This is a genomic window from Seohaeicola sp. (assembly GCF_048006315.1).
GTDB lineage: Bacteria > Pseudomonadota > Alphaproteobacteria > Rhodobacterales > Rhodobacteraceae > Seohaeicola.
This window is the reverse complement of the sequence record NZ_CP180350.1, coordinates 122,626-148,477: the sequence shown is the minus strand read 5'-3', so window position 1 is coordinate 148,477 and position 25,852 is coordinate 122,626. Positions and strand designations below refer to the sequence as shown.

At 62.3% G+C, this 25,852-nt stretch carries 22 protein-coding genes; 9 read left to right on the top strand and 13 right to left on the bottom strand.

Annotated features, from left to right (window positions below):
* Positions 1-35: 35 nt before the first annotated feature.
* The 4 genes from ACMUJL_RS00885 to recA form a co-directional block, all read right to left on the bottom strand.
* Positions 36-323, bottom strand: a complete 288-nt coding sequence (locus tag ACMUJL_RS00885; RefSeq protein WP_068289957.1) for a DUF1330 domain-containing protein — start codon at positions 321-323, stop codon at positions 36-38.
* A gap of 15 nt (positions 324-338) precedes the next feature.
* A complete protein-coding gene (locus ACMUJL_RS00880) occupies positions 339-623 on the bottom strand; it encodes a DUF1330 domain-containing protein (protein WP_068289958.1) in 285 nt (94 codons plus the stop codon).
* Positions 624-638: 15 nt separating this feature from the next.
* On the bottom strand, positions 639-3,299 hold the full coding sequence (gene alaS, locus ACMUJL_RS00875) for an alanine--tRNA ligase (RefSeq protein ID WP_375571120.1): 2,661 nt from the start codon (positions 3,297-3,299) through the stop codon (positions 639-641).
* 166 nt (positions 3,300-3,465) lie between these two features.
* The gene (gene recA / locus ACMUJL_RS00870) at positions 3,466-4,542 is read right to left on the bottom strand and encodes a recombinase RecA (protein ID WP_068289960.1); all 1,077 of its coding nucleotides are present in this window, start codon (positions 4,540-4,542) and stop codon (positions 3,466-3,468) included.
* A 198-nt stretch (positions 4,543-4,740) separates the two neighbouring features.
* Here recA and ACMUJL_RS00865 point away from each other — a divergent pair, with 198 nt between their 5' ends.
* Positions 4,741-5,349 (top strand): gamma-glutamyl kinase, encoded by a 609-nt coding sequence (locus tag ACMUJL_RS00865; RefSeq protein ID WP_068289961.1) that lies wholly within the window; start codon positions 4,741-4,743, stop codon positions 5,347-5,349.
* A gap of 27 nt (positions 5,350-5,376) precedes the next feature.
* Here the strand turns inward: ACMUJL_RS00865 and ACMUJL_RS00860 are convergent, their stop codons facing one another.
* Complete coding sequence (locus ACMUJL_RS00860; RefSeq protein WP_082896257.1) at positions 5,377-7,680, bottom strand: ATP-binding protein; 2,304 nt, start codon at positions 7,678-7,680, stop codon at positions 5,377-5,379.
* Between the two features lie 142 nt (positions 7,681-7,822).
* Positions 7,823-8,989: an RsmB/NOP family class I SAM-dependent RNA methyltransferase gene (locus ACMUJL_RS00855; protein WP_375571123.1), complete on the bottom strand. Its 1,167-nt coding sequence runs from the start codon at positions 8,987-8,989 to the stop codon at positions 7,823-7,825.
* A 240-nt stretch (positions 8,990-9,229) separates the two neighbouring features.
* Between ACMUJL_RS00855 and ACMUJL_RS00850 the strand changes: the two genes are divergently transcribed.
* Positions 9,230-9,592: a winged helix-turn-helix domain-containing protein gene (locus ACMUJL_RS00850; RefSeq protein WP_068289964.1), complete on the top strand. Its 363-nt coding sequence runs from the start codon at positions 9,230-9,232 to the stop codon at positions 9,590-9,592.
* 16 nt (positions 9,593-9,608) lie between these two features.
* Here ACMUJL_RS00850 and ACMUJL_RS00845 read toward each other — a convergent pair whose 3' ends face one another.
* The 7 genes from ACMUJL_RS00845 to ACMUJL_RS00815 form a co-directional block, all read right to left on the bottom strand.
* On the bottom strand, positions 9,609-11,003 hold the full coding sequence (locus ACMUJL_RS00845; RefSeq protein WP_416914074.1) for a hypothetical protein: 1,395 nt from the start codon (positions 11,001-11,003) through the stop codon (positions 9,609-9,611).
* A 424-nt stretch (positions 11,004-11,427) separates the two neighbouring features.
* Positions 11,428-13,389: a hydantoinase B/oxoprolinase family protein gene (locus tag ACMUJL_RS00840; RefSeq protein WP_068289968.1), complete on the bottom strand. Its 1,962-nt coding sequence runs from the start codon at positions 13,387-13,389 to the stop codon at positions 11,428-11,430.
* Positions 13,390-13,392: 3 nt separating this feature from the next.
* Positions 13,393-15,420 carry a hydantoinase/oxoprolinase family protein gene (locus tag ACMUJL_RS00835; protein ID WP_416914073.1) on the bottom strand — a complete coding sequence of 676 codons (2,028 nt, stop codon included), beginning with the start codon at positions 15,418-15,420 and terminating at the stop codon, positions 13,393-13,395.
* 99 nt (positions 15,421-15,519) lie between these two features.
* Positions 15,520-16,485 (bottom strand): helix-turn-helix domain-containing protein, encoded by a 966-nt coding sequence (locus ACMUJL_RS00830; protein ID WP_068289969.1) that lies wholly within the window; start codon positions 16,483-16,485, stop codon positions 15,520-15,522.
* A 120-nt stretch (positions 16,486-16,605) separates the two neighbouring features.
* The gene (locus ACMUJL_RS00825; RefSeq protein WP_375571132.1) at positions 16,606-16,923 is read right to left on the bottom strand and encodes a cupin domain-containing protein; all 318 of its coding nucleotides are present in this window, start codon (positions 16,921-16,923) and stop codon (positions 16,606-16,608) included.
* A gap of 168 nt (positions 16,924-17,091) precedes the next feature.
* Entirely contained in the window at positions 17,092-17,982 is an 891-nt protein-coding gene (locus tag ACMUJL_RS00820) for an AEC family transporter (RefSeq protein WP_161486873.1), read from the bottom strand.
* A gap of 132 nt (positions 17,983-18,114) precedes the next feature.
* A complete protein-coding gene (locus tag ACMUJL_RS00815) occupies positions 18,115-19,017 on the bottom strand; it encodes a LysR family transcriptional regulator (protein WP_375571134.1) in 903 nt (300 codons plus the stop codon).
* A gap of 132 nt (positions 19,018-19,149) precedes the next feature.
* Here ACMUJL_RS00815 and ACMUJL_RS00810 point away from each other — a divergent pair, with 132 nt between their 5' ends.
* The 7 genes from ACMUJL_RS00810 to ACMUJL_RS00780 all read left to right on the top strand — a co-directional run bounded on the left by ACMUJL_RS00810 (position 19,150) and on the right by ACMUJL_RS00780 (position 25,813).
* Positions 19,150-19,929 (top strand): 5-oxoprolinase subunit PxpA, encoded by a 780-nt coding sequence (locus ACMUJL_RS00810; protein WP_068289974.1) that lies wholly within the window; start codon positions 19,150-19,152, stop codon positions 19,927-19,929.
* Between the two features lie 26 nt (positions 19,930-19,955).
* Positions 19,956-20,192 (top strand): acetyl-CoA carboxylase, encoded by a 237-nt coding sequence (locus tag ACMUJL_RS00805; protein ID WP_068289977.1) that lies wholly within the window; start codon positions 19,956-19,958, stop codon positions 20,190-20,192.
* Positions 20,193-20,195: 3 nt separating this feature from the next.
* Positions 20,196-21,563, top strand: a complete 1,368-nt coding sequence (locus tag ACMUJL_RS00800) for an acetyl-CoA carboxylase biotin carboxylase subunit (protein ID WP_375571138.1) — start codon at positions 20,196-20,198, stop codon at positions 21,561-21,563.
* A 16-nt stretch (positions 21,564-21,579) separates the two neighbouring features.
* Complete coding sequence (locus ACMUJL_RS00795; RefSeq protein ID WP_068289980.1) at positions 21,580-22,455, top strand: 5-oxoprolinase subunit B family protein; 876 nt, start codon at positions 21,580-21,582, stop codon at positions 22,453-22,455.
* The gene (locus ACMUJL_RS00790) at positions 22,445-23,416 is read left to right on the top strand and encodes a biotin-dependent carboxyltransferase family protein (RefSeq protein ID WP_375571140.1); all 972 of its coding nucleotides are present in this window, start codon (positions 22,445-22,447) and stop codon (positions 23,414-23,416) included. Before ACMUJL_RS00795 ends, ACMUJL_RS00790 begins: the two co-directional genes overlap by 11 nt.
* A 250-nt stretch (positions 23,417-23,666) precedes the next feature.
* A complete protein-coding gene (locus ACMUJL_RS00785) occupies positions 23,667-24,833 on the top strand; it encodes an ABC transporter substrate-binding protein (RefSeq protein WP_416914072.1) in 1,167 nt (388 codons plus the stop codon).
* Positions 24,830-25,813 carry a GntR family transcriptional regulator gene (locus ACMUJL_RS00780; protein WP_416914071.1) on the top strand — a complete coding sequence of 328 codons (984 nt, stop codon included), beginning with the start codon at positions 24,830-24,832 and terminating at the stop codon, positions 25,811-25,813. Before ACMUJL_RS00785 ends, ACMUJL_RS00780 begins: the two co-directional genes overlap by 4 nt.
* Positions 25,814-25,852 lie beyond the last annotated feature (39 nt).

The following is a 25,852-nucleotide window of genomic DNA, read 5'->3' as shown; positions in this document are numbered from 1 at the left end:
CCTCCCGGTCCAGTTGCGCAGCAGGGCCGGCGGACTTACTCGGTGATTTCAACGATCACCAGTTCGCGCTCGGATGCGCCCCGCGCGTGGTTCAGCGCTTCCTGGTATTCAGGCGAGTGATAGCAGGCCTCGGCCGCCTCGACCGAGGGAAAGCGCGCCACCACGTTGCGCGGACGTTCCTTGCCCTCAAGCTGGACGAAACGTCCGCCACGGGCGATGAAGGCACCGCCGTGCTTGGCAATGGCGGGGCCCGCCAGTTGCGCATAACGCCCGTAAGCGTCGGGGTCGGTCACGGTCACATGGGCAATCCAGAGTGCGCTCATCTGTCTTTTCCTTCTTCAGATCCCGTCCACGATCACCAGATCGCGCTTGCTGCTCCGCAGGGCGATCGGCAGGATCGCCTGGTATTCAGGTGAATTGTACCACGCAAGCGCCTGTTCTCGCGTTGGAAAACTGATCACCACATGCCGGTCGGGTCCTTGGCCTTCGACTTGGACCATCGGTCCACCTTTCACAAGAAAGGTGCCGCCCGCCTTTTCGGCCTGCGCGACCGTCTGGCTGGCGTAGGTCTTGTAATCCTCAAGATCCGTCACCTCGATCCGCGCGATGATATAGACTGTCATGATCCGATCCTTCCCTCAGGCGCCAAGCAGCGCTTCGACGGCGGTGATCGCCTCGGCTGCCTTTGATGCATCCGCACCGCCGCCCTGGGCCATGTCGGGCCGGCCACCGCCACCCTTGCCACCCAAGGCAGGCACCGCCGCACGCACCATGTCCACGGCAGACACGCGACCCGTCAGGTCTGCGGTCACACCGGCCGCCACCGCTGCCTTGCCATCGGCGTCCGCGATCAGCAGGACCGCACCCGATCCGATGCGCTGCTTGTGCTCGTCGATCAGCGCGGGCAGATCCTTGCCGGACACCCCCGACAACACCTGAGCAATGAAGGGCACACCGTTGATTTCCTTGGCTTCCGGCGCAGCGCCTTGCCCCGCGCCACCAGCCATGGCCAGCTCGCGGCGCAGTTGCGCCACCTCGTTGGACAGCGCGCGACGCTCGTCCAGCAGGGCACGAAGGCGATCCGCCAGATCCGCAGGCTGCGCCTTGAGCGTGTCACAGGCCTGCGCCAGGCGCTGCGCTTCGGCCCGCACATGCGCCACGGCAGCTTCGCCTGTCAGCGCCTCGATCCGGCGCACACCCGCGCTGGACGCGCTGTCGCCCAGAATCACGCAGACCCCGATATCGCCCGTACGCGCGACATGGGTGCCACCGCAAAGCTCGATCGACCAGGTCTTGCCATCATGGCCCTTGCCCGTATCGGCGCGCCCCATGGACACGACACGCACCTCGTCGCCGTATTTCTCGCCGAACAAGGCCTGCGCCCCAATGCCACGCGCGTCATCAGGCGTCATGATCCGGGTCTCGACCGGGCTGTTCTGCCGGATGAAGGCATTGACCTGTTCCGCCACGCGGCCCAGTTCATCGGCGCTCAATGCCTTGGAATGGCTGAAGTCAAAGCGCAGACGATCCGGCGCGTTCAGCGACCCGCGCTGCGCGACGTGATCCCCCAGCGCCTCACGCAGGGCTTCGTGCAGCAGATGCGTGGCGGAGTGATTGGCCCGGATCGCCGCGCGCCGCGCGTGATCCACCTCAAGCGCGCCGTGACCGCCCTTGACGATCTCGCCCTCGACGACCTCGCCGAAATGGATGAAGACACCTGCCGATTTGCGCGTGTCCGTGATCCGTACCAGCAGGTCATGACCGCGCAGGAACCCCGTGTCGCCCACCTGACCGCCGCTTTCGGCATAGAAGGGCGTCTGGTTCATGACGATCTGCACGCTCTCGCCCGCCTTTGCCGAGGCAACTTCCGCGCCCTCGCGCACCAGCGCCATCACCTGCCCTTCGGCGGTTTCCGTGTCATAGCCCAGGAAATCCGTCGCCCCATGCGCATCCGCGATGTCGAACCAGATCGTGGCATCCGCCGCCTCGCCGCTGCCCGACCAAGCCGCGCGCGCCTTGGCTTTCTGCTCGGCCATCGCGACATCGAAACCGTCGGTATCCACCGCCCGGCCCTTTTCGCGCAGTGCATCCTGCGTCAGATCCAGCGGGAAGCCATAGGTGTCATAAAGCTTGAACGCCGCCGCGCCCGGAAGTGCAGCATCATCCGGCAGGCTTGCCAATTCATCGTCCAGCAGACGCAGCCCCCGATCAAGCGTCTGCTTGAAACGGGTTTCCTCAAGCCGCAGCGTCTCTTCGATCAGCGCCTGCGCGCGTGTCAGCTCGGGATAGGCCGTGCCCATCTGGCGTACCAATGCCGGCACCAGCTGATGCATGACCGGATCCTTCGCGCCCAGCAGATGCGCATGGCGCATGGCGCGGCGCATGATCCGGCGCAGCACGTAGCCGCGCCCGTCATTCGACGGCATCACGCCATCGGCGATCAGGAAGGAGGTCGAGCGCAGATGGTCCGCGATCACCCGGTGATGCGTCTTGCCCGGACCGTCCGGATCGGTCGAAGTGACATGCGCGCTGGCCTCGATCAGGCTGCGGATCAGGTCGGTCGCATAGTTGTCATTTGTGCCCTGCAGCAGGGCCGCGACCCGCTCGATCCCCATGCCGGTGTCGATGGATTGTGCGGCCAGCTCGCGGCGGCTGCCATCCTCGAACTGCTCGTATTGCATGAAAACGAGGTTCCAGATCTCGACGAAACGGTCGCCATCCTCCTCGGGGCTGCCCGGAGGGCCGCCCCAGATGTGATCGCCATGGTCAAAGAAAATCTCGGTGCAGGGACCGCAGGGGCCGGTCGGCCCCATCATCCAGAAGTTGTCATTGGTGGGGATGCGGATGATGCGCTCATCCGACAGTCCGGCCACTTTCTTCCAGATGTTCGCCGCCTCGTCGTCGGTATGATAGACCGTGACCAGCAGGCGATCCTTGGGAATATCGAACTCCTTGGTCAGCAACTCCCAGGCGAAGGGGATCGCTTCGGTCTTGAAATAGTCGCCGAAGCTGAAGTTGCCCAGCATCTCGAAGAACGTGTGATGCCGCGCGGTGTAACCCACGTTGTCCAGGTCATTGTGCTTGCCCCCGGCGCGCACGCATTTCTGCGCCGTGGTCGCGCGCGAATAATCGCGATGCTCGACCCCGGTGAACAGGTTCTTGAACTGCACCATGCCCGAATTCGCGAACATCAGCGTCGGATCGTTGCGCGGCACAAGCGGGCTGGAGGGCACAACCTCATGCCCCTGCTTGGCAAAATAGGACAGGAAGGTCGATCGGATATCATTCAGCGTAGGCATTGGCGGACTTTCCGTTAAGGTCACGGGCTTTGCGCTGATGTAACGGGCACAGGCGCGCCTGTCCACAGGCGCTTGGCGATGTGCGTCGCGCAAATGCAAAAGGCCCGCCTGTCAGGGCGGGCCTTGGGGAAAGAAGGCTGGTTTCATCCCGCAGGACCGGGCCCGATCACCCCTCCACGACTTCTCCATCATCCGCGCCATCGGCACCCATGTGGAAATCAAGCCCGTGCGAGGCGCGGATCTTGTCCTCGATCTCAAGGGCGACCTGGGGATTGTCGCGCAGGAACTGCTTGGAATTCTCGCGTCCCTGCCCCATCCGCTCATCGCCATAGCTGAACCAGGCGCCCGACTTCTCGACCACACCGGCCTTGACGCCAAGGTCCAGCAACTCGCCGGTCTTGGAAATCCCCTCGCCATACATGATGTCGAACTCGACCTGCTTGAAGGGGGGCGCCACCTTGTTCTTGACCACCTTCACGCGCGTCGCGTTGCCCACAACCTCGTCCCGGTCCTTGATCGCGCCGATCCGGCGGATATCCAGACGTACCGAGCTGTAGAATTTCAGCGCGTTGCCGCCTGTCGTCGTCTCGGGACTGCCGAACATCACCCCGATCTTCATGCGGATCTGGTTGATGAAGATCACCATGCAGTTCGAGCGGCTGATCGAGCCGGTCAGCTTGCGCATGGCCTGGCTCATCAGGCGGGCCTGCACGCCCACGTTGCTGTCGCCCATGTCGCCTTCAAGTTCGCTTTTCGGGGTCAGTGCCGCGACGCTGTCGACCACGACCATGCTGACCGCGCCGGAACGCACCAGAGTATCCACGATCTCCAGCGCCTGTTCGCCGGTGTCGGGCTGGCTGATCAGCAGCTCTTCCAGGTTCACGCCAAGCTTCTTGGCATATTGCGGATCCAGCGCATGTTCGGCATCCACGAAGGCGCAGATACCACCCTTCTTCTGTTCCTCGGCCACGCAATGCAGCGTCAGGGTGGTCTTGCCCGAGCTTTCCGGGCCGTAGATCTCGATGATCCGCCCCTTCGGCAGTCCACCGATCCCCAGCGCGATATCAAGACCCAGCGACCCCGTCGAGGTCGCCTCGATGTCGCGCATCACGTTCTCGCCGCCCAGTTTCATGATCGAGCCCTTGCCGAACTGCCGTTCGATCTGGGCCAGCGCACTATCGAGCGCCTTCTGCTTGTCCGCGTTTTTCTTGCTGTCCATTGAAAGAAGATCTGCCATTGCCATTGTTATGACCCCTTATTCCACACCCGGTCGCGGGCGGCAACGATTGCCTGTGTTCCTGTCTTGTTCTTGTTTTCGGTTATGGGACCAAAACAGGAACATTTCAAGATCAATTTTCGTGGTTCCACTTTTGCCCAAACTGGTTAAGGAGTAGTTTAAGGTTGTGAAGACTGTTCGGTATCCCGCGGCAAGAGAGGTCACATGCTGGTTTTCTGGAAGCAAGGTCTGGTCTTTCTGTCGGTACCCAAGACCGGAACGACCGCCTGGGAAGAGGCCCTGGCCCCCCATGCCGCGATCGCGGTTCTTGACCCGCCCGAGCTGAAACATGCCCCGCTATACCGCTACAACCGCTTCTTTCGGCCGATGTTCGAGAAGGCCTGCAAGACCGATACGGTCGAGACCCTGGCCGTGATGCGCGAGCCGATCAGCTGGCTGGGCAGTTGGTACAGGTTTCGCAGGCGACCCTTCATGCAGGGCAAGCCCAACGCCACATTCGACGTCAGTTTCGACGATTTCGTCATGGCCTACATGCAGAAGGACACGCCCGGATTCGCCAATGTCGGCAGCCAGGCCCGCTTTCTGGAACCGCGCCCGAACGGCACGGCAATCGATCATCTTTTCCGCTACGAGGATCAGCCGGGCCTGTTGCGCTTTCTCGAGGACCGGCTGGAGATGCGAATCGTTCTGCCGCGCAGCAATGTCTCGCCCGAGATGGACCTGACACTCTCGCCGGCGGTGGAAAACCGGCTGCGGGATGTCTGCGCCGAAGAATTCGCGCTTTGGGACGCGATCCCGGTGCGGGGCGGCTGAGGCCCTGACCCTGCCGGTTTCACCGCGTCAATGCAGCTGTTCCTTCACCGTTTCGGTCAGATCGTTGAGAGAGAACGGTTTGGGCAGGAAGACCGAGTTCGGAATGCTGGCCTGGGCATCGCCGAATGATTCCTCGGCATAGCCCGAGACGAAAACCACCCTCACATCCGGCCTTTGCTTGAGCGCCTCGCGCACCCAGCTTGGCCCATCCATGCCGGGCATGATCACATCGGTCACGAAGATATCCACGCTGAGCGTGGTATCCTCCAGCGTGCGCAGGGCCTGTTCGGCCGAATCCGCCTCGATCACGGTATAGCCACGCAGACGCAGCGCCCGCGAGGCAAAGGCCCGGACCGGCGCCTCATCCTCGACCAGAAGCACCACGCCATCGCCCAGGCGCTGCCCCTTGCCCGCGAGGACCGCGGTCGGCGCCGGCGCCACCGGTGCGGTGACAAGATCATGGCCGGGAAACAGCAGGGTGAAACATGTTCCCTGCCCGACCACGCTGTCCACGAAGATATAGCCACCGCTTTGCTTGACGATCCCGTAGGCGGTGGACAGGCCCAGGCCGGTCCCCTCGCCCGTACGCTTGGTGGTGTAGAAAGGTTCGAAGACTTTCTGCAACTTGTCGGCAGGGATACCATGGCCATGATCCGAGACCTTGACCGAGACATAGGAGCCCGGCGGCAAGGTGACGCGGTCCCGCTCCATCGGCTTGCGCAAGAGCAACCCCTCGGTCTCGATCCGGATTTCGCCCCCGCCGGGCATCGCATCGCGGGCATTGACGACAAGGTTCATCAAGACCTGTTCCAATTGCCGCTTGTCGGCGCGCACCGCCTGCTGCACCGGCTCATGGGTCAGGGTCAGAGTGATCTTCTCGCCCACAAGTCGGTTCAGCAGATGGGTCAGGTCGGAAAGCGTATCGCGCAGGTCCAGCACCTCCGGCCGGAGGGTCTGCTTGCGCGAAAAGGCCAGCAGCTGGCCCACAAGAGCCGCGGCGCGATTGGCATTCTGATGGATCTGCACAAGGTCCCCATAGTCGGGATCGCCCTGATCGTGACGCAACAACAGCAGGTCGCAATGGCCTGAAATGGCTGTCAGCAAGTTGTTGAAATCATGCGCGACGCCGCCGGCCAGTTCGCCGATGGCCTGCATTTTCTGACTCTGGACGAATTGCGCCTCCAGCGTCTTGAGTTCGGTCGCATCCGACAACACCGCGATCAGCGCAGGCTGGCCGCGATCCTGCACCCGGTTCAGCGTGACCTGCACAAAAACCTCGCTATCGGTTCGTGTCAGGCGCAGAAATTCGGAATGCGGCCCGGCGCGCCCTACCGCGGCTTCGGCCAGCCAATCGGCGATCGAGCGGCCCAGCCCCTCCATCAGGTCGGACATCCGGCGCGGCGCACCGTCGCTATAACCCAGCAATTCACGTGCGGGACGGTTGGACAGTAGGACATCCCCCTCGGGATCGAGTTTCAGCAGCGGAACCGGCAAGGCATCGAGAAAGCGCCACCCTTCCTGCAGATCGGTACCACCGCCCTGCCCGGTGTCCGCGCTGTCCGGCATCGGCAGCAGGAACACCTCGCGCCGCCCGATGCCCGGCTCGGTCTCGACCACCAGGCAGGGCGTCTGTCCTTTGGCCGTTGCGATGCGGTGTATCTGACCCTGGCGAAACGGCAGATCGGTGCACAACCGGTCAAGCGACTTCACGCGTTCCCCCACAAGGCAGCGTGCCGCGTCATTCATCGACAGGATCGCCCCACCACGTCCAACCGTGAGCATCGCGATATCGGTCCCGGTCATGCCGCGCGCCGCCGGGGGACGGCTTGCAATATCCTCGGTCCGCCAAAGAAAGATGCCCCCATCCAGACGGGTGACGGCCAGACGCAGATGCCCCCCGCGGATCACGACATCCTCGCGCGCGGCCCCCTGCGCCGCGGCCTTGGCCTGCAGCCGGAACAGCAGCGGACCCGGATTGGCCAGAACGCCGCGGAACAGCCATTGCAGGGTTTGACCAACTTGCGGGGCGAAACGCGCCACGGCCGCCGCATTGCAGAATGTCACCGCCCCATCCGCATCTGACAGGATCGCGGGCGTGATATCGCGGGCCACGAGGTCCCTGATCGCGCCCGACCGCCGGGTGGCAGCAAAGACCAGCACGCGCCGTCCCAGGAAAGCCAGCGACAGCGTGGCCCCCAACACCGACGCAACCGCCAGAAAGAGCTGCGCCAGACCTTCGTCGTCGATCGCAATGGCAATTGCCAGCGACACCACCGCAAGCAGGGACAGACCCCCCGCATGAGCGGTGATGCGGGCACATGCGCGGGTCATCGACCCGCCTGCGCTGTCACTTGTTACCGTATTCAAACCACTTGCACCCGACATCAACCGCGAATCGCACCTTCACAGCATGCCAGAGCAGAGCTTAATCGCGACTTAATTTTCGCGCAAAAGGCGACTTTCAGTCAGACTTTCAACCCCGGCGCAGCTGCGCGAGAAAGAAGCCATCCCCCGAGGGACCCGGATCCCAGCGCCGGACACCGATCTGCCGCCATTCAGGATGGGCCGCGACAAAGGCGTCAAGCCGCGCCTCGTTCTCGTCGCGCAACACCGAACAGGTGGCATAGGCCAAAACGCCCTGCGGCGCCACAAGGGCCGACGCCGTCTCGAGGATGCTGTCCTGGATCGCGCAAAGTTCGGTCAGGCGTTGCGGTGTCAGGCCCCATTTTCCCTCGGGCGCGCGGCGCCAGGCCCCCGAACCGCTGCAGGGGGCATCGCACAGCACCAGATCGAAGGGGGCCGCCTGCGCAAGGGCGCGGCCATCGGCAATCTCGATCCGCGCACCGGCGCGCGCTGCGCGCGCCGGAAGATCCTTCATCCGGGACGGCTGCACATCATGCGCCATGATCCGCGCCTTTGTCCGCGCCGCCATCGCCAGCGACTTGCCGCCCCCGCCTGCACAAAAGTCCAATATCTTACCGGCGCTTGGCAGGGAAAGCTCATCCATTGTGGCCTGGCTTGACCCATCCTGCAATTCGACAAGCCCCGCAAGATAGGCCTGCGATTGCGCCAGTTTGCGCGCCCCCTCGCCAACCTTCAGCGCGGTGCTTGCCACAGGATCCGGCGTGGCGGCGATGCCGTCGCTGGCCAAAGCGGCGATGGCCTGGTCCGGGTTGGCCCTGGTCAGGTTGACACGCAGCATGACCGGCGCACGGCTTTGCAGCACGGACGCGATCGCCGCAGCCCTGTCCCCGAGGCTGTCCAGCAGCAGCGGCCAGAGCCAGTCAGGCATGTCGCACGCCTCGGGCCCCGGCGCCGGGGTGCCTCCGTCCTGCCGCTCTTGCGGGGTCAGTGGCGCCATCGCATGCCCATGCCCGGTCAGAAGCGCATCAGGATCCTGCCCCTCGGCCCGCAGCAGTCCCAGCATCAGACCGCGCCCCGTCATCACGCCACCAATGGCCGCGAGCGAGCGTTTGCGGCGCAGCGCATCGAACACCAGGTCACGCAGCGCCGCACGATCGCCAGAGCCTGCGAAGCGGCTGCGCCGGGCCCACCCGATCAGCGCCTTTTCCGCAGGCTCTCCGGCGAGGATCTGATCCAGCACCTGCGCCGCGGCGGCCAGCCTGGCGGCGGGCGTCACGGCGTCTCCCCTGCGGTGATTTCGCGCACAAGGCCGATCTGATCCGCTGCGGCGGGCGCCTGTGGGTAGGTCATTGGGTTTGCTCCATTCACGGCTGCGCAGAACCGCAGGGCGGCCTTGCGGCAGGGTCCCTATCTGGACGATCCGCCGCGATGGCGCAAGCGCCGCCGTGTTCCAAGCCGTGTTCCCGCCCGTCGCGTGGCGCTTGCATTCGGCAGGCGCGGGTAGGAATGTCGCGACATGGATCAGGACCCACATCGCCCCCGCTTGCGCATCCGCATCGTCTTTGGCGCCCACGAGATGATCGGCCCCGGCAAGGCCGAGCTGCTGGAACGGATTGCCCGCACCGGGTCGATTGCGGCGGCGGGCCGGGAAATGGGCATGAGCTACAAGCGCGCATGGCAATTGATCGGCACCTTGAACGAGATGTTCAGCGCCCCCCTTGTGGACAGCACGCGTGGCGGTCCGGGCGGCGGCGGCGCACGCCTGACCGAGGCGGGCCAACGCGTGCTGACCCTCTACCGTGCGTTCGAGCAGGAAGCGACAGGCGCGGGACGCGCCCAGCTGGACGCGCTATGCGCGCTGCTGAAGGATCAGGGATGATCGCGGCAAAGCCGGATCAAAGCGCAAAGGCATAAAGCAGCACCCAGCCCGACAGCACGGCACCGCAGATCAGCGTATAGACGCCGTTCCACACCAGCCCCACCCGCAGCGCGCTGATTCCCGCGAAATTGCCGATCAGAAGCGTCGTCGCGGTGAAGGGCGAGCTTGCGCCGCTCAGCGCCCAGCCGGCCGTCAGCGCCACGACAAGCGCCGTGGGCGTCACGCCAAGACTGCCAGCGTCGGGGATCAGCGGGGCCAGAAGGGTCACGGCCAGGATCGGGTTCATCCCCGCCTGCCCGGCCAGGGGAATGATCCAGACGAAAGAGACGATGATCAGCCAGGCCGGCACCATCGACACATCAAGCCCGGCCCGCAGCATCAGTGGACCCACGAGTTGCGCGCCGACCGTGCCGATATAGCCGGCCATCATCAGCAGAACCAGTTCGCCGCGATAGCCGGGCAGCTCCGTCAGGACATAGTCCCGGATGCGCCCGGCCACATGAGGCAGCGGCGCATCCGCCCAATGCTGGATGATCATCCAGACCAGCGCGATACAGGGGACGACAACCGCGACAAGCCCCACGATCCGCACATTCGTCAACTGGGCCAGCCCCACGACAGAGACCACCAGCACGGCCAGCAATGCCAGAAGCGGCAACATCAGGGCCCAGGTGCCCGTCGGCTCTGTCCGGACCGGCACCGCGGCCAGACGGGGCTTGAAGACCGCATCAAGCGCCCAACCGATCCCCACGAGGATCAGGGAACTGACCAGACCCGGCAACATCGCTTGCGACCAGCTTGTCCCCGGAATCACGCCGATCGAGATGGCCATGGCGAAGGACAGGGGCGACCAGGGCAAGGTGGAGACGAAGGCGCGCTGGATCGCCAGCAGCATCCGCCTGATCCGGTGGCTGCGGATCTCGGGATCGGGTTCCAGCCTGGCATTGGCCATCGCCAGCGTGCCCAGCAATTGCAGCGAGCCATAGTTCAGCAGCAGGGCAAAGGCCTGCCCCCCCGCGGTCAGCGCCGCATAGCGCCGTCCGGGGCGCTGACCGGCCAGAAAGGCGCCGGCACGCTGAATGGCAGGCGAGGTTTCGGCAACCGTGCGCAACGTCGAGAGGGCCGTGAAGAAGGCAGCGATGAAGGCCGATGTCACAAGCCCGTCAACCGCGATGGCCCGCCAGCCGGGATTGGTGGCGGCCAGTGCCAGGCTGAGCAGGACAGCCACCGCCACAAAGGCTTGCCGGGTCGGGCGCACCTGCGCGGCAAGGATCGGCACAACCAGCATCACCAGCAGGGGCTTTGCCAATTCCGTCCACCGCGCCAGCCCCCATTCGTTGCAGATGACAAGCACGGTGATCACGCAGAGCAATGCCCCCGACACCCTGTCCGCAAAGCTGCGCGATCTCATGGACTGTTCCCACTGCTGCTTGCCACTTGTGTGACCCGTCACCACGGGAACTGCAAGCCCGTCGGACCTGCGCGCCGCACCACGGAACGAAGCGTTCCCTGCGCGGCTTCAGAAGTTGTGCAAAAAAGGCCCGCACAACCGGATCGACCCCAGGTTTCCAAGGGCGGCAAGCGCCGCGTGGCGGTTTCGGTCATCCATGCGGGTATCTGGCGGTGGTGTCAGACGAATTCGAACCAGTCTCGACCTGGACAGTGACACTGCCCCTCATCCCGCGCAAAGACCACGCCACTCGGCCGAGGCGGCGGCGCGGTTGAGCTTGCAAGAATCTCACGAGCAAGGCGCTGGCGTTCAATTGCCAAGATTGCCGGCTGGATCATTTACCCAAGCCAATGGCCCGACATCTTTTTGCCGGGCCATGCCAAGGTCAGCTCCAGTGGGCGACGGAACGCTTTTCAAAACTTTCGCGGAACTGTCTTGTCGAATTGGGCATCAGTTCGCCCGTTCCCCAGTCAAGGATGACCGCATATTTGCGCACGGCATCCATCTCGTCGATCTCGCCCTTGCGGTACATGTTTGAGACGATCTCGGGGTCCATCCGCGCCCAAGCGACGCGGTTTGCGCGGATATGCGCCCGGGCCCTTTCAGTCGCGGCCAGATCGATCTCGTACTCCAGCATGTCGGCGTCGATCACCTTGATCACCACGCCATAATCGAGTTCGGCGCGCCGGACCGACACATACTCGTCGATCACATCTTGCAGCACACGTTCGGGATCGCGCTCCATCGGATCGCCATAGCCGCCTCCGCCTGCGGTGGGACGGGTGAACTTGTCGCCACTCTTGATCTTGTAGTTCGAGAAAACCGAGCCCAGCCACTTCTCCTCGCCGGTGTCGGCATGCTGGATCATCAGACCGTGCGGCATCGACGGCAGCCCGCCCTCGACACCCCAAACCACGGCGCGCTCCCGATCGCAGATATACGACATGACGGTGTTATCGGCCTCAAGCAAGGTTGACGCTTTGATCACACCTGCGCCGCCACGCCACTTTCCGGGTCCGGGACTGTCTTGCTTGATCTGGAATTCATCCGCGCGCGTGGGGTTCACCCGTTCGTTGCCTTCCGAGGGTTGCGACATCAGGCCGGTACCGAAACAGGCGGTGGTCACGTCGCTGCCGTCCTTGCCGTTGCGCCCGCCCCAGCCGCCGGGCAGCCATTCGTAGAACATGTAGATCGGCTTGTCCGGCTTGCGCAGATCGTTGCCTCCGGCAAGCAGATATTCCAGATTGAACGCGCAGGCGATCGCGCGTTCCGGCATGATCTTCGACCACATCTCGAAGATCGCGTTCATGATCTTTTCGAATGGCATCAGAAAGCCGGTGACGGCCACGGGCCATTCGGCGCTGACGACGCTGTTCTTGGGGGCCTTCACCTCGACCATGCGGTAGAAACCGCTGTTGAGCGGCAGGTCGGGGAAAAATGTCTTCATCCCTGCCACCACGGCTGAAAACGTGGCCCCATGCGCTGAGTTGTAGATCGACGAGATCGTCGGGTGGCTGCCCTCGAAATCATAGATGATCTGATCACCCTTGATGGTCATCTTGATGTGGATCGGGATCATCCCCTCGCCAGCGCCAGGATCGCGGTCGATGTAATCCACGGCTTCCCAAGTGCCGTCCGGCAGATCGGCGATGCGCTGGCGCACGGCGCGCTCGACATAGTCCTGCACCGCGCCCATGCCCTGCGTGACCTGATCGCGGCCATACTTGCCGACCAACCGCTGCAACTCGCGTTCAGCCACCTGCGTCGCCTGCGCCTGCGAGTGGATGTCACCGATGATCGAGGCAGGATCGCGTGTGTTTGCCGCGATCATGTTCGCCACATCCGCGCAGAACTTGCCCTTGTGGAAGAGACGGATCGGTGTGATCCGCACCGCTTCGCCGAACATCTCGTGCGCGGCGACATTGAACGACCCCGGAACGGAGCCGCCAAGATCGGACCAGTGCCCGTTGGACTGCGAGAAACCAATCAGTGTTTCCTCATCGAAGATCGGGCGGATCAGGCGCACGTCGCTGAAATGCGTGCCGCCCGCATAAGGATCGTTGATCGCGTAGACATCGCCCGGGTACATGTCGCCCTTGAAGACGCGGATCACGTCCTTGCAGGTATAGTGCAGAGTCCCCACGTGCACCGCGATGTCCGAATTGCCCTGAGCCACGCAGTTGCCATCGGCATCGTGCAGACCGTTCGAGAAGTCGCGGTTGTAGATCACGAAGGAATAGCAGGTTCGCAGCATCTGTTCGGCCATCTGGTCGACCGAGGTGATGAAGGAATTCTTGAGAACCTCGAATGTGACCGGGTCCAGGTCCTGTTTGGCTGTACTGTTCATGGCTCAGTCCTTCACACGGATCAGAATGTTCATGTATTGATCGACCTTGGCCGTGGCCTTTGGCGGTACGACGACGGTCGAGTCGACCTGTTCGACGATTGCGGGACCAGTGAACTCGGCCCCTGCCCTCATTTTCGCGCGGTCATAGATCGCGGCCTCGCACTTTTCGCCCCTGAACCAGACGGAGCGCGTGCCTGACGGTTCGGGCGCGTGCTTGACCACCTCGAAGGACGGCAACTTGGCCTTCTGGACCACGCCCGTCGCCTTGACGCCGACGCGGAAGATGCTGACGGGGGCGTCTTCACGGCGGAAGTTGTATTCACGCTCATGCTCGTTGTGAAAGCCGTTCACCAGATCCTTGGTGCTGGTGATCTTTGAGGGTGCCGAGACAGACAGCGATCGCCACTGGCCCTGATACATCATCTCGACCGAGCGTTGCAGGACGGTATCTTCTGGCGCCACACCTTCATGGCGCAACCGGGTCACGGCCTCTTTCTCGATCTTGGAAAAGGCAGCCTCCAGGTCGTCCGCCGTCGTTGTGGCGGCATCCGCCATGAAGCTGTCGGAAAAGTCGTGCTGGATATCCACCAAAAGGCATCCCATGGCCGATGTCACGCCGGGGTTTGGCGGCACGATGACGACCGGAATCGACAACTCCCTGGCGACCGCAGCACCATGCAGGGCGCCCGCACCGCCAAAGGCGATCAGCGCGAAATCCCTTGGATCATGGCCTCGGCTGATCGACAGAAGGCGTACCGCGTTGGCCATGTTGGCATTGGCCACGTCGATGATCGCCTCTGCGGCTTCGTGAAGCTCCATGCCGAAAGGCTCTGCCACGGTTTCGCGCACGGCCTTTTCGGCCAGCGCGGGATCAAGCGTGATGTCGCCCCCAGCAAGGCTGTAACCCAGTCGGCCAAGCACCACGTTCGCATCGCTGTTGGTCGCCACCTCGTTGCCATTGGAATAGCAGGCCGGTCCGGGATAGGCCCCGGCGGATTGCGGCCCGTTGCGCAGCGATCCGCCCTCGTCTTTCCACGCCAGCGAGCCCCCCCCCGCGCCGATGGTCAGCACCTCGATGCTGGGAAACCGGATCGGGTAGCCGTATTCGATATACCAGTCCTTCGTCACCGTGGATTCACCACGGTATGTCAGCGACACATCCGTGCTGGTCCCGCCCATGTCGAAACCGATGGAATTCTCATAGCCGCACAGATTGCCGATAAAACGGCTGGCGATGGCCCCCGCCGCGATGCCCGATCCCGCCAGACGGGCCGCAAAATCCTTGACGCTTGCGGGCGTCATCACCCCCCCGCCCGAGTGCAACAGAAGTAGGTCACGCTTGTATCCACCGTCGGCCAGCTTGTCGCTGAGCCGCGAAACATAATCGACCACCACCGGCGACACGACGGCATTGACCATCGTTGTCGAAAACCGTTCATGCTCGAAGATCTCGGGCATGATCTCGGACGAGATCGAGATATGCACATCCGGCATCACCTCGCGCAGGATTGCGCGCATCCGCACTTCGTTCTCTCCGTTGACATAGGAATTGATGAAGCACACGGCGACCGCCTTGACGTCGCGCTTTTTCAGGATCGCGGCGACACGGCGTGCCTCTTCCACATCCAGTTCCTGGATAATCTTTCCAGCCGCATCCACGCGCTCCTTGACAGTCAGACGGTCGCGGCGCGGGATGTAGGGTTTGGCGACATCCTTGTAAGTGTCCCAAAGGTCTTCCTTGTTCGAGCGGCGGATCTCGACCACATCGCGAAACCCTTCGGTGCAGACCATGGCAACACGCGGCAGCCTGCGGGTGATCAAGGCATTGGTGGCGACTGTTGTCCCGTGTGAAAACATCGTCACATCGGACAGATCCACCTTTGCATCCGACACGCCGGTCATGATGGCGCGCATCGGGTCATCGGGTGTTGACGGCGTCTTTTCGATCCGGATCTGGCCGGTATCCTCGTCCATGATGCATACGTCGGTGAAGGTGCCACCGACATCAACTGCGACTCTCGTCTTCGTCATCTTGTTTCCCTATCCTTTTTCGCGCCTGCCGGACGCACGACAAGCAATATCGTTCGCCCGCGAAACCGAGGGCGTTGGACGTTCATCATTCTTTGGTTGTCAGACGGGGCGGACTGACGCCGCCAACCGCCTTTTCTTGCGCGTGTCGGTCGGCGTGCAGCCGAACCTGTTGCGGTAGTGCTTGCAGAACTGGGCCTGGTCGTAAAAGCCCCATTTATGCGCGATCTGCGCCATGCTGGAGGTGTCGTGCGCCATCTCCAGTGTCTCGTGACAGCGAGTCAGCCGCTTGTCGCGAATATAGCTGGCGACAGAGCAATCGTTTTCGGCAAAAAGCCCCTGCAGATACCGCAGGGAAATGCCGCAGGATTCCGCGACCATCTGCGGGCCCAAATTCGGGTTCGCGAGATTGTCGCGGATGAACTGTTCCGCACGCTGCAGATGCGCGGCACGAATTGTCGATACAGAACTGTCAAGGATGCGGTCATCACTGCGCATCGACAGGCACAGAAGATCCAGCAGGTGTTGCCCGGCCATTTCGCGCGCGGCATCGTTGATGACATCAATGCTTTCGATCGTGTTTCGCACCGCACCGACAAAATAGGACCCGATCCCGGATCGCGCGTCGAAGGTAAGTGCACTCAGTCTTTCCGTTGGCCCCAAGCGGGACTGCACACTCGCCGTGGGCACCTTCAGCACCCAAAGCTTGTTCCGCATGTTGTGCGAGAATTCATAGGGCATGTCGCCCTGTTCGACCAGGAAGCCGCCCGGTGCGCAGCTGGTCTGACGCGACGCCTGGTGAAAATGGACATCGGCGAGATGGGGGATCGTAATCAGCAGGCTGTTGTCTTTTTCTTCTTTGAAGTGGCTCTTGTTGCGACGGTACATGACGCTGTCGCACTCCATCTCGGACAGGCCCATAACGCCAAGGCCCCAGGATTTCAGAGACCCCCTGAAACGCACAGGATCCTGACATTCGACGGAGAGCGGGAAATAGGTTTCCGAGATCGTTCGGGACCAGACCTTGTTCTTGTCGACGGCATCAAAGTGGTCGGTAGAAAAAAACATCCTTTCCTCCTGTCGGACGGTTCGTCACAAACACCGGCCCTCATATCCTTGGGGCAAACCTACCTGATGCCGTTTGGCGAAATAGGCGATTTGCGCACAAAAATTTGGTTTGCGCATCGGCTAGGGCTTCGCGCTGTCCAGAAACTCGACTTCAATGAAGGCAAACCCGGCATCATTACCATTGAGCACGTCATGCTCGACACCAAGACAACGGAAATACGGTACACCAACTTTCAGCTCCGACCGTGTAATGGCGCCCGTCGCATCCTTGATCTCGAGCACCCCATCCTGAACGGGAACGACCACATAATCGTAATCATGCCGGTGCCAGCCGGTATTGTCGCCGCGCTTGGGAAAAAACCACTGCGTCACACGGGTCCGCCCGTTTTCGATAAGTACCGTCGGAACCGCGGACCCACTCTTGGCTGCATCACACATCGCTTGTCCTTTCCACATTCAGCACCTTCGCCGACCAAGCCGGCGGCGAGGCCTAAAGGCATCGCCATGACTCAAGCATCACTTCGGCCAGGGCCATGCTAACCATCGAAAAGCATTCCGTCGAATGATTTGGCCGCGCAGGACATCAGTCTTGGCGGCGTGGCCCTCTCAGGCGAGCAGCGAGATGACCACAGGCAGCGTGATTGCCGAAAAGGCTGTTCCGTACAGCACCGTGCGGGCGGCCAGGGATACGCTGATGCCTTCGGCTCGCGCCATGACATAGACATTCGCGGCAGGCGGCAACGCCCCCATGATGATGGCCGTCGCTACCCAGAGCGGGTCGAATCCGGACACCAGAACAAAGGCAAGCGCAACGGCAAGCGGGTGGCCGATCAGCTTTATCGCAAGACAGGCGCCAAGCCTGGTTCCGACCGGTCCACCCCGGTTGCGCGCCAGCGTCAGGCCAAGCGAAAACAGCGCCGCGGGTGCCGCGGCATGCTGAAAGCCCGTCAGCGGCGTGTCCAGAAAGGCAGGCAGCGTCCAGCCCGTTCTGGCAAACAGCAGCGCAGCCAGCGTGGCAAGGATGAATGGATGGGTCACGACCTTTTTCAGCGACTGCAGGATGCGCAGCATCCCGCGTGAACCGCTGGCGATCATTGCGGGCCATATCGTGAAGATCAGCAGAACATCAGCGCAAAACACAAAAGCTGCAGGCGCACCGGCCGCCGGTCCCAGCACCGCCACCGTCAGCGCGGGTCCCATGTAGCCGATATTCGAATAGCTGGCCGCCAGACCGAAAACCGCAGGATGATCCTCTGTCCTGTTGGCGCGCCCGATCAGCCAGCCCAGCACAAACATCGTGCCGGTCACGGCGGTGGTCACGGCCAGAAAACCCAGCAAGCTTGCAGCACCGGGCGGCACGACCCGCACCGATTGAAACAGCAAGGCGGGCAAGGCCAGATAGAAGATGAACGCATCCAGCCAGCGTTGCTGATCGGCCCCGTGGCGCAACAGGATCTGGGCGGCGACACCGGCAAGGATATAAAGAAAAAAGGGCATGATCAGCCCAAGGCCGACAATCATTCAAAGACTTTCGACAAGCCGGCCACGAGGCGCACCGGGGCTTTGTATCCGTTGGTCATGACGCCCAGTCTATCGCCGATGCACCGTCCCGGCACAAGTGCAGGCCAATCAGAACTGAAGTTTTGGTGACAGGAAGGCCGCCGAGAAATAGGATTGAAGCGCCTTCATTGCAGGCGTCAGTGGCGTGGCGCGATTGAAGGCAAGACCCACATCCATCGTCGGCACCTCGATATCCGTGGACACCGTCTCGATCCGCCGCCCCTCCAGCGACCAGGGCCGGTAGACCATGTCAGACAGGATCGTCACTCCCTGCCCATTGGCCACCAGTGACCGCACCGCCTCGACCGAGGATGTGCGCAACTTGATGTTCGGATGGGCGTTATGGCGGTTCCAGTATTTCATGCTGGAATGGGCCGCCTCATCCACGGTCAGCATCACGTATGGCTCCTGCGCGATCCGGCTCAACGACACCTCACCGCCCTGGCAGAAGGCATGCCCCGCAGGCACCCAGACGCGCCGAGGCGACTTCAGCAGCGTCACCGTCTCGATACCCTCACGGTGAATGTTCGAGGTCAGCGCGACAGCCATGTCGATCTGACCGCGCAACAACTGCTCCTCGATGCTCTGGCGGTTCAACTCGACGATGCGGATGTCGATGCGGGGGTAAATCTGCGCCAGCCGACCCAGATGATAAGGCAGGAAATAGCCAATCACGGTATAGGTCGCGGCCACCGTCAAGGTGCCACCGATATCCGAGGTGCCACGGTCGATCTGATGCGCCGCCTCGACCTTTTCCAGGATGTCCCGCGCCACCTGCAGGAATTCGCGGCCCGCCTTAGTCAATTCCATGCCCTGCGCCCGTCTCTCGAACAGGGTGACGCCCAGAATTGCCTCAAGTTCGCGCACTGATCCGGTCACGGAAGATTGCGAAATCGAGAGCAACTTGGCCGCCCGGCTGACCTGCCCGGTATCGGCGGTCGCAACGAAGTATTTCAAGTGCTTGAAATTCATGGACTATCCCAAACCGCACGATGGCGCTGCCGAAAGGTATCTGAAAAACCGATAATGCATCAATGAAAAAATGAAATATCAATTCCGGTTCCAGATGCGATTGTATAGCGACTCCAACAGAAGGACGTGACCATGAAAGATGCAGTCGATCTGAATTGCGACATGGGCGAAGGTTTCGGCCAATGGGTGCTGGGTGACGCGCCGGATGAAGAGATCATGCAGATCATCAGCTCCGCGAATATCGCCGCAGGCTTCCACGCGGGCGACCCCAACGCAATGGACCGCGTGGTCAAGCTGGCGCAGGCGCATGGCGTGGGCCTCGGGGCGCATCCCGGCTATGCGGATCTGCAGGGTTTCGGGCGGCGCTACATCAAGACGGATCCGGCCGAACTGATCAACGACATCGTCTACCAGATCGGGGCCATCCGCGAATTCGGGCGGCGCCACGGTTCACCGCTCCAGCACGTCAAACTGCATGGCGCGCTCTATATGGAGGCGGCGGTGAACGAGGATCTTTCGCAAATGCTGGTCGATACGCTGCAGATCACCAGCCCGGATTCGCTGTTGTTCTGTATGGGTATCTCCAAGACCTATGCCGCCGCCAAGCGGGCCGGTCATCCGGTGATCCGCGAATTCTACGCTGATCGGGATTACGACAATTCCGGCTCGATCGTCTTTCGGCGTCAGGTCGGCCGTCCCGACCCCGCGCAGATCGCCGCGAAATGCGTAAAGGCCTGCAAGACCGGCAAGGTCACCACGGTCGAAGGCGACGAGATCGAGATCCCCTTTGAATCGATCTGCTTTCACTCGGACACGCCCGGCGCGCTGGTCATGGGACAGGCCATCCGCGCCGGTCTGCAGGACGCTGGCATCCGCATCGTCACAGCGGCAGAAATCGCGAAAACGCTCTGATCACATCACCCAAGCAGGAGACCAACATGGCACAGGTTCTTTCCCCCGTTCCCGGCACATTCTACACTCAGGCGGCACCGGGCGAGCCACTGTTCAAGAAGCCCGGCGATCCTGTCGCAGAAGGGGACATCATCGGTTTGATCGAGGTGATGAAGACCTTTATCGACGTCAAGGCCGAGACCTCCGGCACCTTCAAAGGCTATCTGGCCGAGGATGGCGCGGCAATCAGCGCAGGTGAGCCCCTGGCAGAGATCGGGGCCTGAGAAATGCCCATCGAACGCTTGCTGATCGCCAACCGTGGTGAAATCGCGGTGCGGATCATCCGCGCGGCAAAGGCAATGGGAATCCATACCATCCAGGCCCATTCCGAGGCCGACGCCGATATGCTGGCGGTGCGCATGGCGGACGAATCCATCTGCATAGGACCTGCGCCGGCGGCTCAGTCCTATCTTAACGTCGATGCTGTGGTCGCGGCGGCCAAGGCCTCGCGGGCAGATGCCGTTCACCCCGGTTACGGCTTCATGGCAGAGAACGCAGGCTTTGTGCGCGCGCTGGATGCCGCGGGCATCACCTTTGTGGGCCCCTCAGCCGATACCATCGACCGGATGGGTGACAAGGTGGCGGCGCGTCAGGCCGCCGAAGCGGCCGGTGTGCCCGTTGTACCCGGCTCGAAAGGACGGCTGGACACCGTGGAGGACGCGGTGAACGTGGCCGCGAATCTGGGCTATCCGGTGATGATCAAGGCCGCTGCAGGCGGCGGTGGCAAGGGTATCCGCATCGCGCAGACCGAAGAGGAGCTGCGCAAGATGGCTCCGCAGGCCCAGGCCGAGGCCAAGGCGGCCTTCGGGGATGGTGGACTTTATCTTGAGCGCGCGATCAACGCGCCCCGCCATATCGAAGTGCAGATCATGGGCGACGGAACCGATGCCGTCCACTATTTCGAGCGTGAATGCTCCATGCAGCGGCGGCGCCAGAAGGTCTGGGAAGAAGCTGGTGCGGCCTGTCTGGACGAAAAGACCCGCGCCCATCTGTGCGATACCGCCGTGGCACTGGCCAAGGCCGTGAACTACGTGGGCGCAGGCACGCTGGAATATCTTTACGACAGCAACACCGGAGAGTTCTTCTTCATCGAGATGAACACCCGCATCCAGGTGGAGCATCCCGTGACAGAGATGCTGACCGGTACCGACCTTGTGCAAGAGATGATCCATGTGGCCGGTGGCGGCAAGCTGCGCCAAAAGCAGCACGACATCACCCGCGCAGGTCACGCCATCGAGGTGCGCCTGAACGCCGAGGATCCGATGATGCAGTTCCTGCCCTTCCCCGGACAGGTCAGCGAGCTGCGTATCCCTGAGGGGGAAGGCATCCGGTTCGATCATTTTCTCTATGACGGCTATCAGGTTCCACCATTCTACGACTCGCTTCTGGGCAAGTTGATCGTGCACGGCAAGGACCGCGAGGCCGCGATCGCCCTCATGATCACCGCGCTGGAAGGGCTGGAGATCGGCGGGCTGAAAACGACGAAAGCCCTGCATCTGGCGCTGGCGTGCGATGCTTCCGTTCAGGCCGACGATTTCCACACCCAATGGCTCGAACCCTGGCTCGCTGCCGGCAACCTCAAACCTACCCACTAATCACAGGAGGCAAATCGTGAAGACACGCTATACCTACGGTGGCGACGAACACATCTATGTCGAGATGGACGATGAAATGTCGCTGGACGCGTTTTTCAAATCCCTCTCGATGAGCAACGCTGTGCGTGACGCCAAGATCAAGGGCGTGACAGAAATCTGTCCCGCGAACGCATCCTTCCAGGTCCGTTTCGACCCTGATGTCATTTCCCCCGACGAGATGATGAAGAAGGTCAAGGAACTGGAACACCGGGCGGAGGACGCTGAAAAGCGGCTCAAGACCCGGATCATCGAAATCCCGGTCTACTACCAGGATCCCTGGACGCATGAGACACTCATGCGTTTCCGCGAGCGTCACCAGGACCCGTCCGGCACGGATCTGGACTATGCGGCCAGGATCAACGGCTTCGACAGCGTGGAAGCCTTCATCGAGGCGCATCATTCGCAGCCCTGGTTCGTGTCGATGGTGGGTTTCGTGGCCGGCCTGCCCTTCCTCTACCAATTGGTCGAGCGCGAAAAACAACTGCAGGTGCCAAAATACCTGCGGCCACGCACAGATACGCCCAAGCTGACCGTGGGCTATGGCGGATGTTTTTCCTGCATCTATTCGGTGCGGGGCGCGGGAGGCTACCAGATGTTCGGCGTAACCCCGATGCCGATCTTCGATCCCGAGCAGAAGCAAAGCTATCTGAGCGATTTCATGGTGTTCTTCAAACCCGGTGACATCGTGAAGTGGAAACCGATCGACCGCGCCGAATACGATCGCATCCTGGCCGAGGTCGAGGCCGATACCTACGTGCCGCGCATTGCCGAAGTCGATTTCGATCTTGATGCCTTCAACGCGGACATGCCCGGTACAAACGCCAAGCTGATGGAGGCGCTCAATGTCGCTTAAAGTCATACAACCCGGCCTGTCCACCTCTATCCAGGACCTTGGCCGTCCCGGGTACTTCCACCTTGGCATTCCGATCGGCGGGGCGATGGACCGCTTTGCCTTGCGCGTCGCCAACATGCTGGTGGGCAACCCCGAAGGCGCAGCCGGACTGGAAGTCGTGTTCATGGGGCCCACCCTGACATTCGAGAAGGATGTCCTGGTGGCCGTAACGGGCGCAGACCTGCCACCCAAGGTCGATGGCGTGGTGCAGGACGGCTGGGCCGCATTCGAGGTAAAGGCCGGCCAGACGCTGAGCTTCGATTTCCTCAAGTCCGGTGCGCGGGCCTATATCGCCATCAGCGGCGGGATCGACACGCCCCCTGCCCTTGGCAGCCGCTCGACCTATCCCATCGGCGCCTTGGGTGGCATCGAGGGGCGCAATATCCAGGCGGGCGACGTGATCCCGCTGGGTGAGGCGGACATGATCGAACCGGGGCTGAGTGTTCCGGCAAACCTGCGCCGCCTTCCCGGAAAACCGGCAGAGTTGCGCGTCCTGCCGGGGCTTTACTGGCACCGGCTGACCCCTGCAGCGCAGGAAGGCTTCTTTGCCGATGACTGGGCTGTCGCGCTTGAGGCGGACCGCATGGGATACCGTTTCAAGGGCGGCAAACCGCTGGAGTTCGTGGCGCGCGAACAGCCATTCGGCGCGGGCGCCGATCCCTCCAACATCGTGGATGGCTGCTATTCCTATGGCTCGATCCAGGTGCCGGGCGGGCTGGAGCCGATCGTGCTGCACCGCGACGCGGTGTCGGGTGGCGGATATTTCACGCTTGGGGCGATCATCTCGGCGGATATGGACCTGATCGGACAGTTGCAGCCGCACACACCGGTCAAGTTCCGCAAGGTCGACATGGCCGAGGCACTGGCCGCCCGCGCCGAGCGCAAGACCTTGCTGGCCGCTGTCCGCGCGCACCTGGGCTGAGGGCCTGTTATGCCATCTCCGGTCGCCCGCAATCCCGGCGGGCGACGGATCCATGCGAAAGAGGGCGCATTCCGACATGATGCCGACTTGCGCGGCAGGCGCCTTTGCGGTGTCATGACATAGGCCACATACATTCGCGGGGCCGATGTACGGACCGCTCAAGGGGAGACAACCGCCTTCCATGCCTGCCGATCTGCGCCATTCCCACAAGCTTGCGGCACCAGCGCAAGTGAAAAGGCGGGTCCTGCGCGTGCGGGGTACCGATGTCACCCTTCTGGAAGAAGTCCGGCAGATGGCCGTCGCGGATCTGGGATTTGACATCCAGCATGAATCGCTCGACTTCCTGACCTGTCAGCACCGTGCGGCCATGGATCCGTTGAACTATGACGTATACGAACAGTGCTTTCACAACCTTGATATCGTCTGGTACTGGGGCGCGCTGCAGCCAATTGACACGCGACGCATCCGGCAATGGGACAATATCGGAGATCTCGCCAAGGCCGGGGGCATCAGCAAATACACCTGGCATGGCCATGGCGATGCCCCGGTGCGCAAGCTTTATGTTCAGCCCGACGGCACGCTGGGCCAGCAGCCCATGCCGATGATCAGCATGTTACCGACCGCCCATAACGTGGACAGTTTCGGCTTTGACCGCCGCCTTTTTGGCGATGAAGGGCCCGAGGGCTCAAGCTGGGCCTGGCTTCTGGACCGGCGCGCGCGCGGGCGCATCGCCCTGGTCGACGAGCCAGCGATCGGCATCTTTGACGTTGCGCTGGCAGCCGAGGCGAACGGCGACCTGACGTTCCAGGATATCGGCAACATGACCGTGGACGAGATCGACAGCCTCATGGCCCTGCTGGAAACGCTGCGCCAACAAGGTTTTTTTGTCGGCAGCTGGGTCTCGCCCGACCAGGCCGAGGCGCTTGTGCGCGCCGATCGGGTATCGGTGCAGAGCATGTGGTCGCCATCCTATGGCAATCTTGGCGCGATGCAGGGTGTCTTTTGCGAAAGTTTCCCCCGCGAAGGGTACCGCGCCTGGCATGGGGGCGCCTCGCTGGCGCGGCATCTGAGCGGCAGCCAGCTGGACATGGCCTATGACTATCTGAACTGGTGGCTGGCTGGCCCGGCAGGTGCCCTGATGGCCCGGCAAGGGCATTACATGACCAACGCCGAAGGGGTGCGCGAATATCTCAGCCCCGAGGAATGGGGATATTGGTATGATGGGGATATCGCCCGCTGCGATCTGAAAGGTCCCGATGGCAGGATCGTGGTCCGGGCGGGCCAGCGCCGCCCCGGCGGCGCCTACCGTGAACGGGTCAGCCGTATCGCGCTGTGGAACACGGTGATGGATGAATACAATTACGCCGCTCGCGCCTGGAACCGCTTCATCGCGTCATTGGGAACGGCGTCCCAATGACCGCACAGCCCAACAACGCTGGGCAGGAGCCCCTCTATGAAACGATCAGCCGGGTCTTGCGGCACAATATCGTGTCCGGCCGCTTGCCTGATGGCCTTGTGCTGATCGAAGGCCCCATCGCCAAGCTGATGCAGACAAGCCGCGCGCCTGTTCAGGCTTCTTTGCGGATGCTGAACGCCGAAGGTCTGATCCACCGGTTCCGGGGTCGCGGCTACCTGGTCGGTCAGGCTTCACGCAATCTGACGCCCATCCGCAAGCCGCTGGATGAATTCGATTTCGACATTCCGCCCGCCTCGCGTTCCGCGCTCGCCGTTCGCGGGACATGGCTGAGGGTCTATGACAAGGTCGAAGCAGAGATCGCCGCCTGCCAGATCTTCGGTGAATTCAGGGTGATCGAAACAGAACTGGCAAACCATCTCGGGGTCAGTCGCACGGTGGCGCGCGATGTGCTGAGCCGCTTGAACGAGCGCGGGCTGATCCGCAAGGGGGCCACCTCGCACTGGCTTGCCGGACCGCTGACCGCCCGAACGCTGCGCGAGAAATTCGAATTGCGCAGCATCATGGAACCGGCAGCCCTGCGGATGGCGACCGATTTCATCGACCATTCGCAGATCGCGCGCATCTCTGATCAGATCGAAAGCGGCAAGGCAAAGGACGCGGCCGAGCTTGAAGACGCGCTGATGCGCTACTGTCTTGGCCGGGCCCCCAACAGCGCGCTGGTCGAAATCATCAACAACAATCGCCTTCTGCTATCCGCGATGGACAAGGCCCTCAGCGATCTCGGACTGCCGGTCGATACGGTCGCCCTTGATCAATATGGCACCCTTTTCCATCTGATCGGGTCACGACAGATCAACGCCTCGACAGAGTATCTGCGCGAGCATCTGCGCATCCTGTCCTACAAGAGCCTGGCCCGGCTCAAGATTGTCGCGCTGATCCCCGAGAGCGAGTTGATCCCAAAGTATCTGAACAGAGTCTAAAAATGACTTTTGCATTCGATATTCGTTAGAATTTTTGCG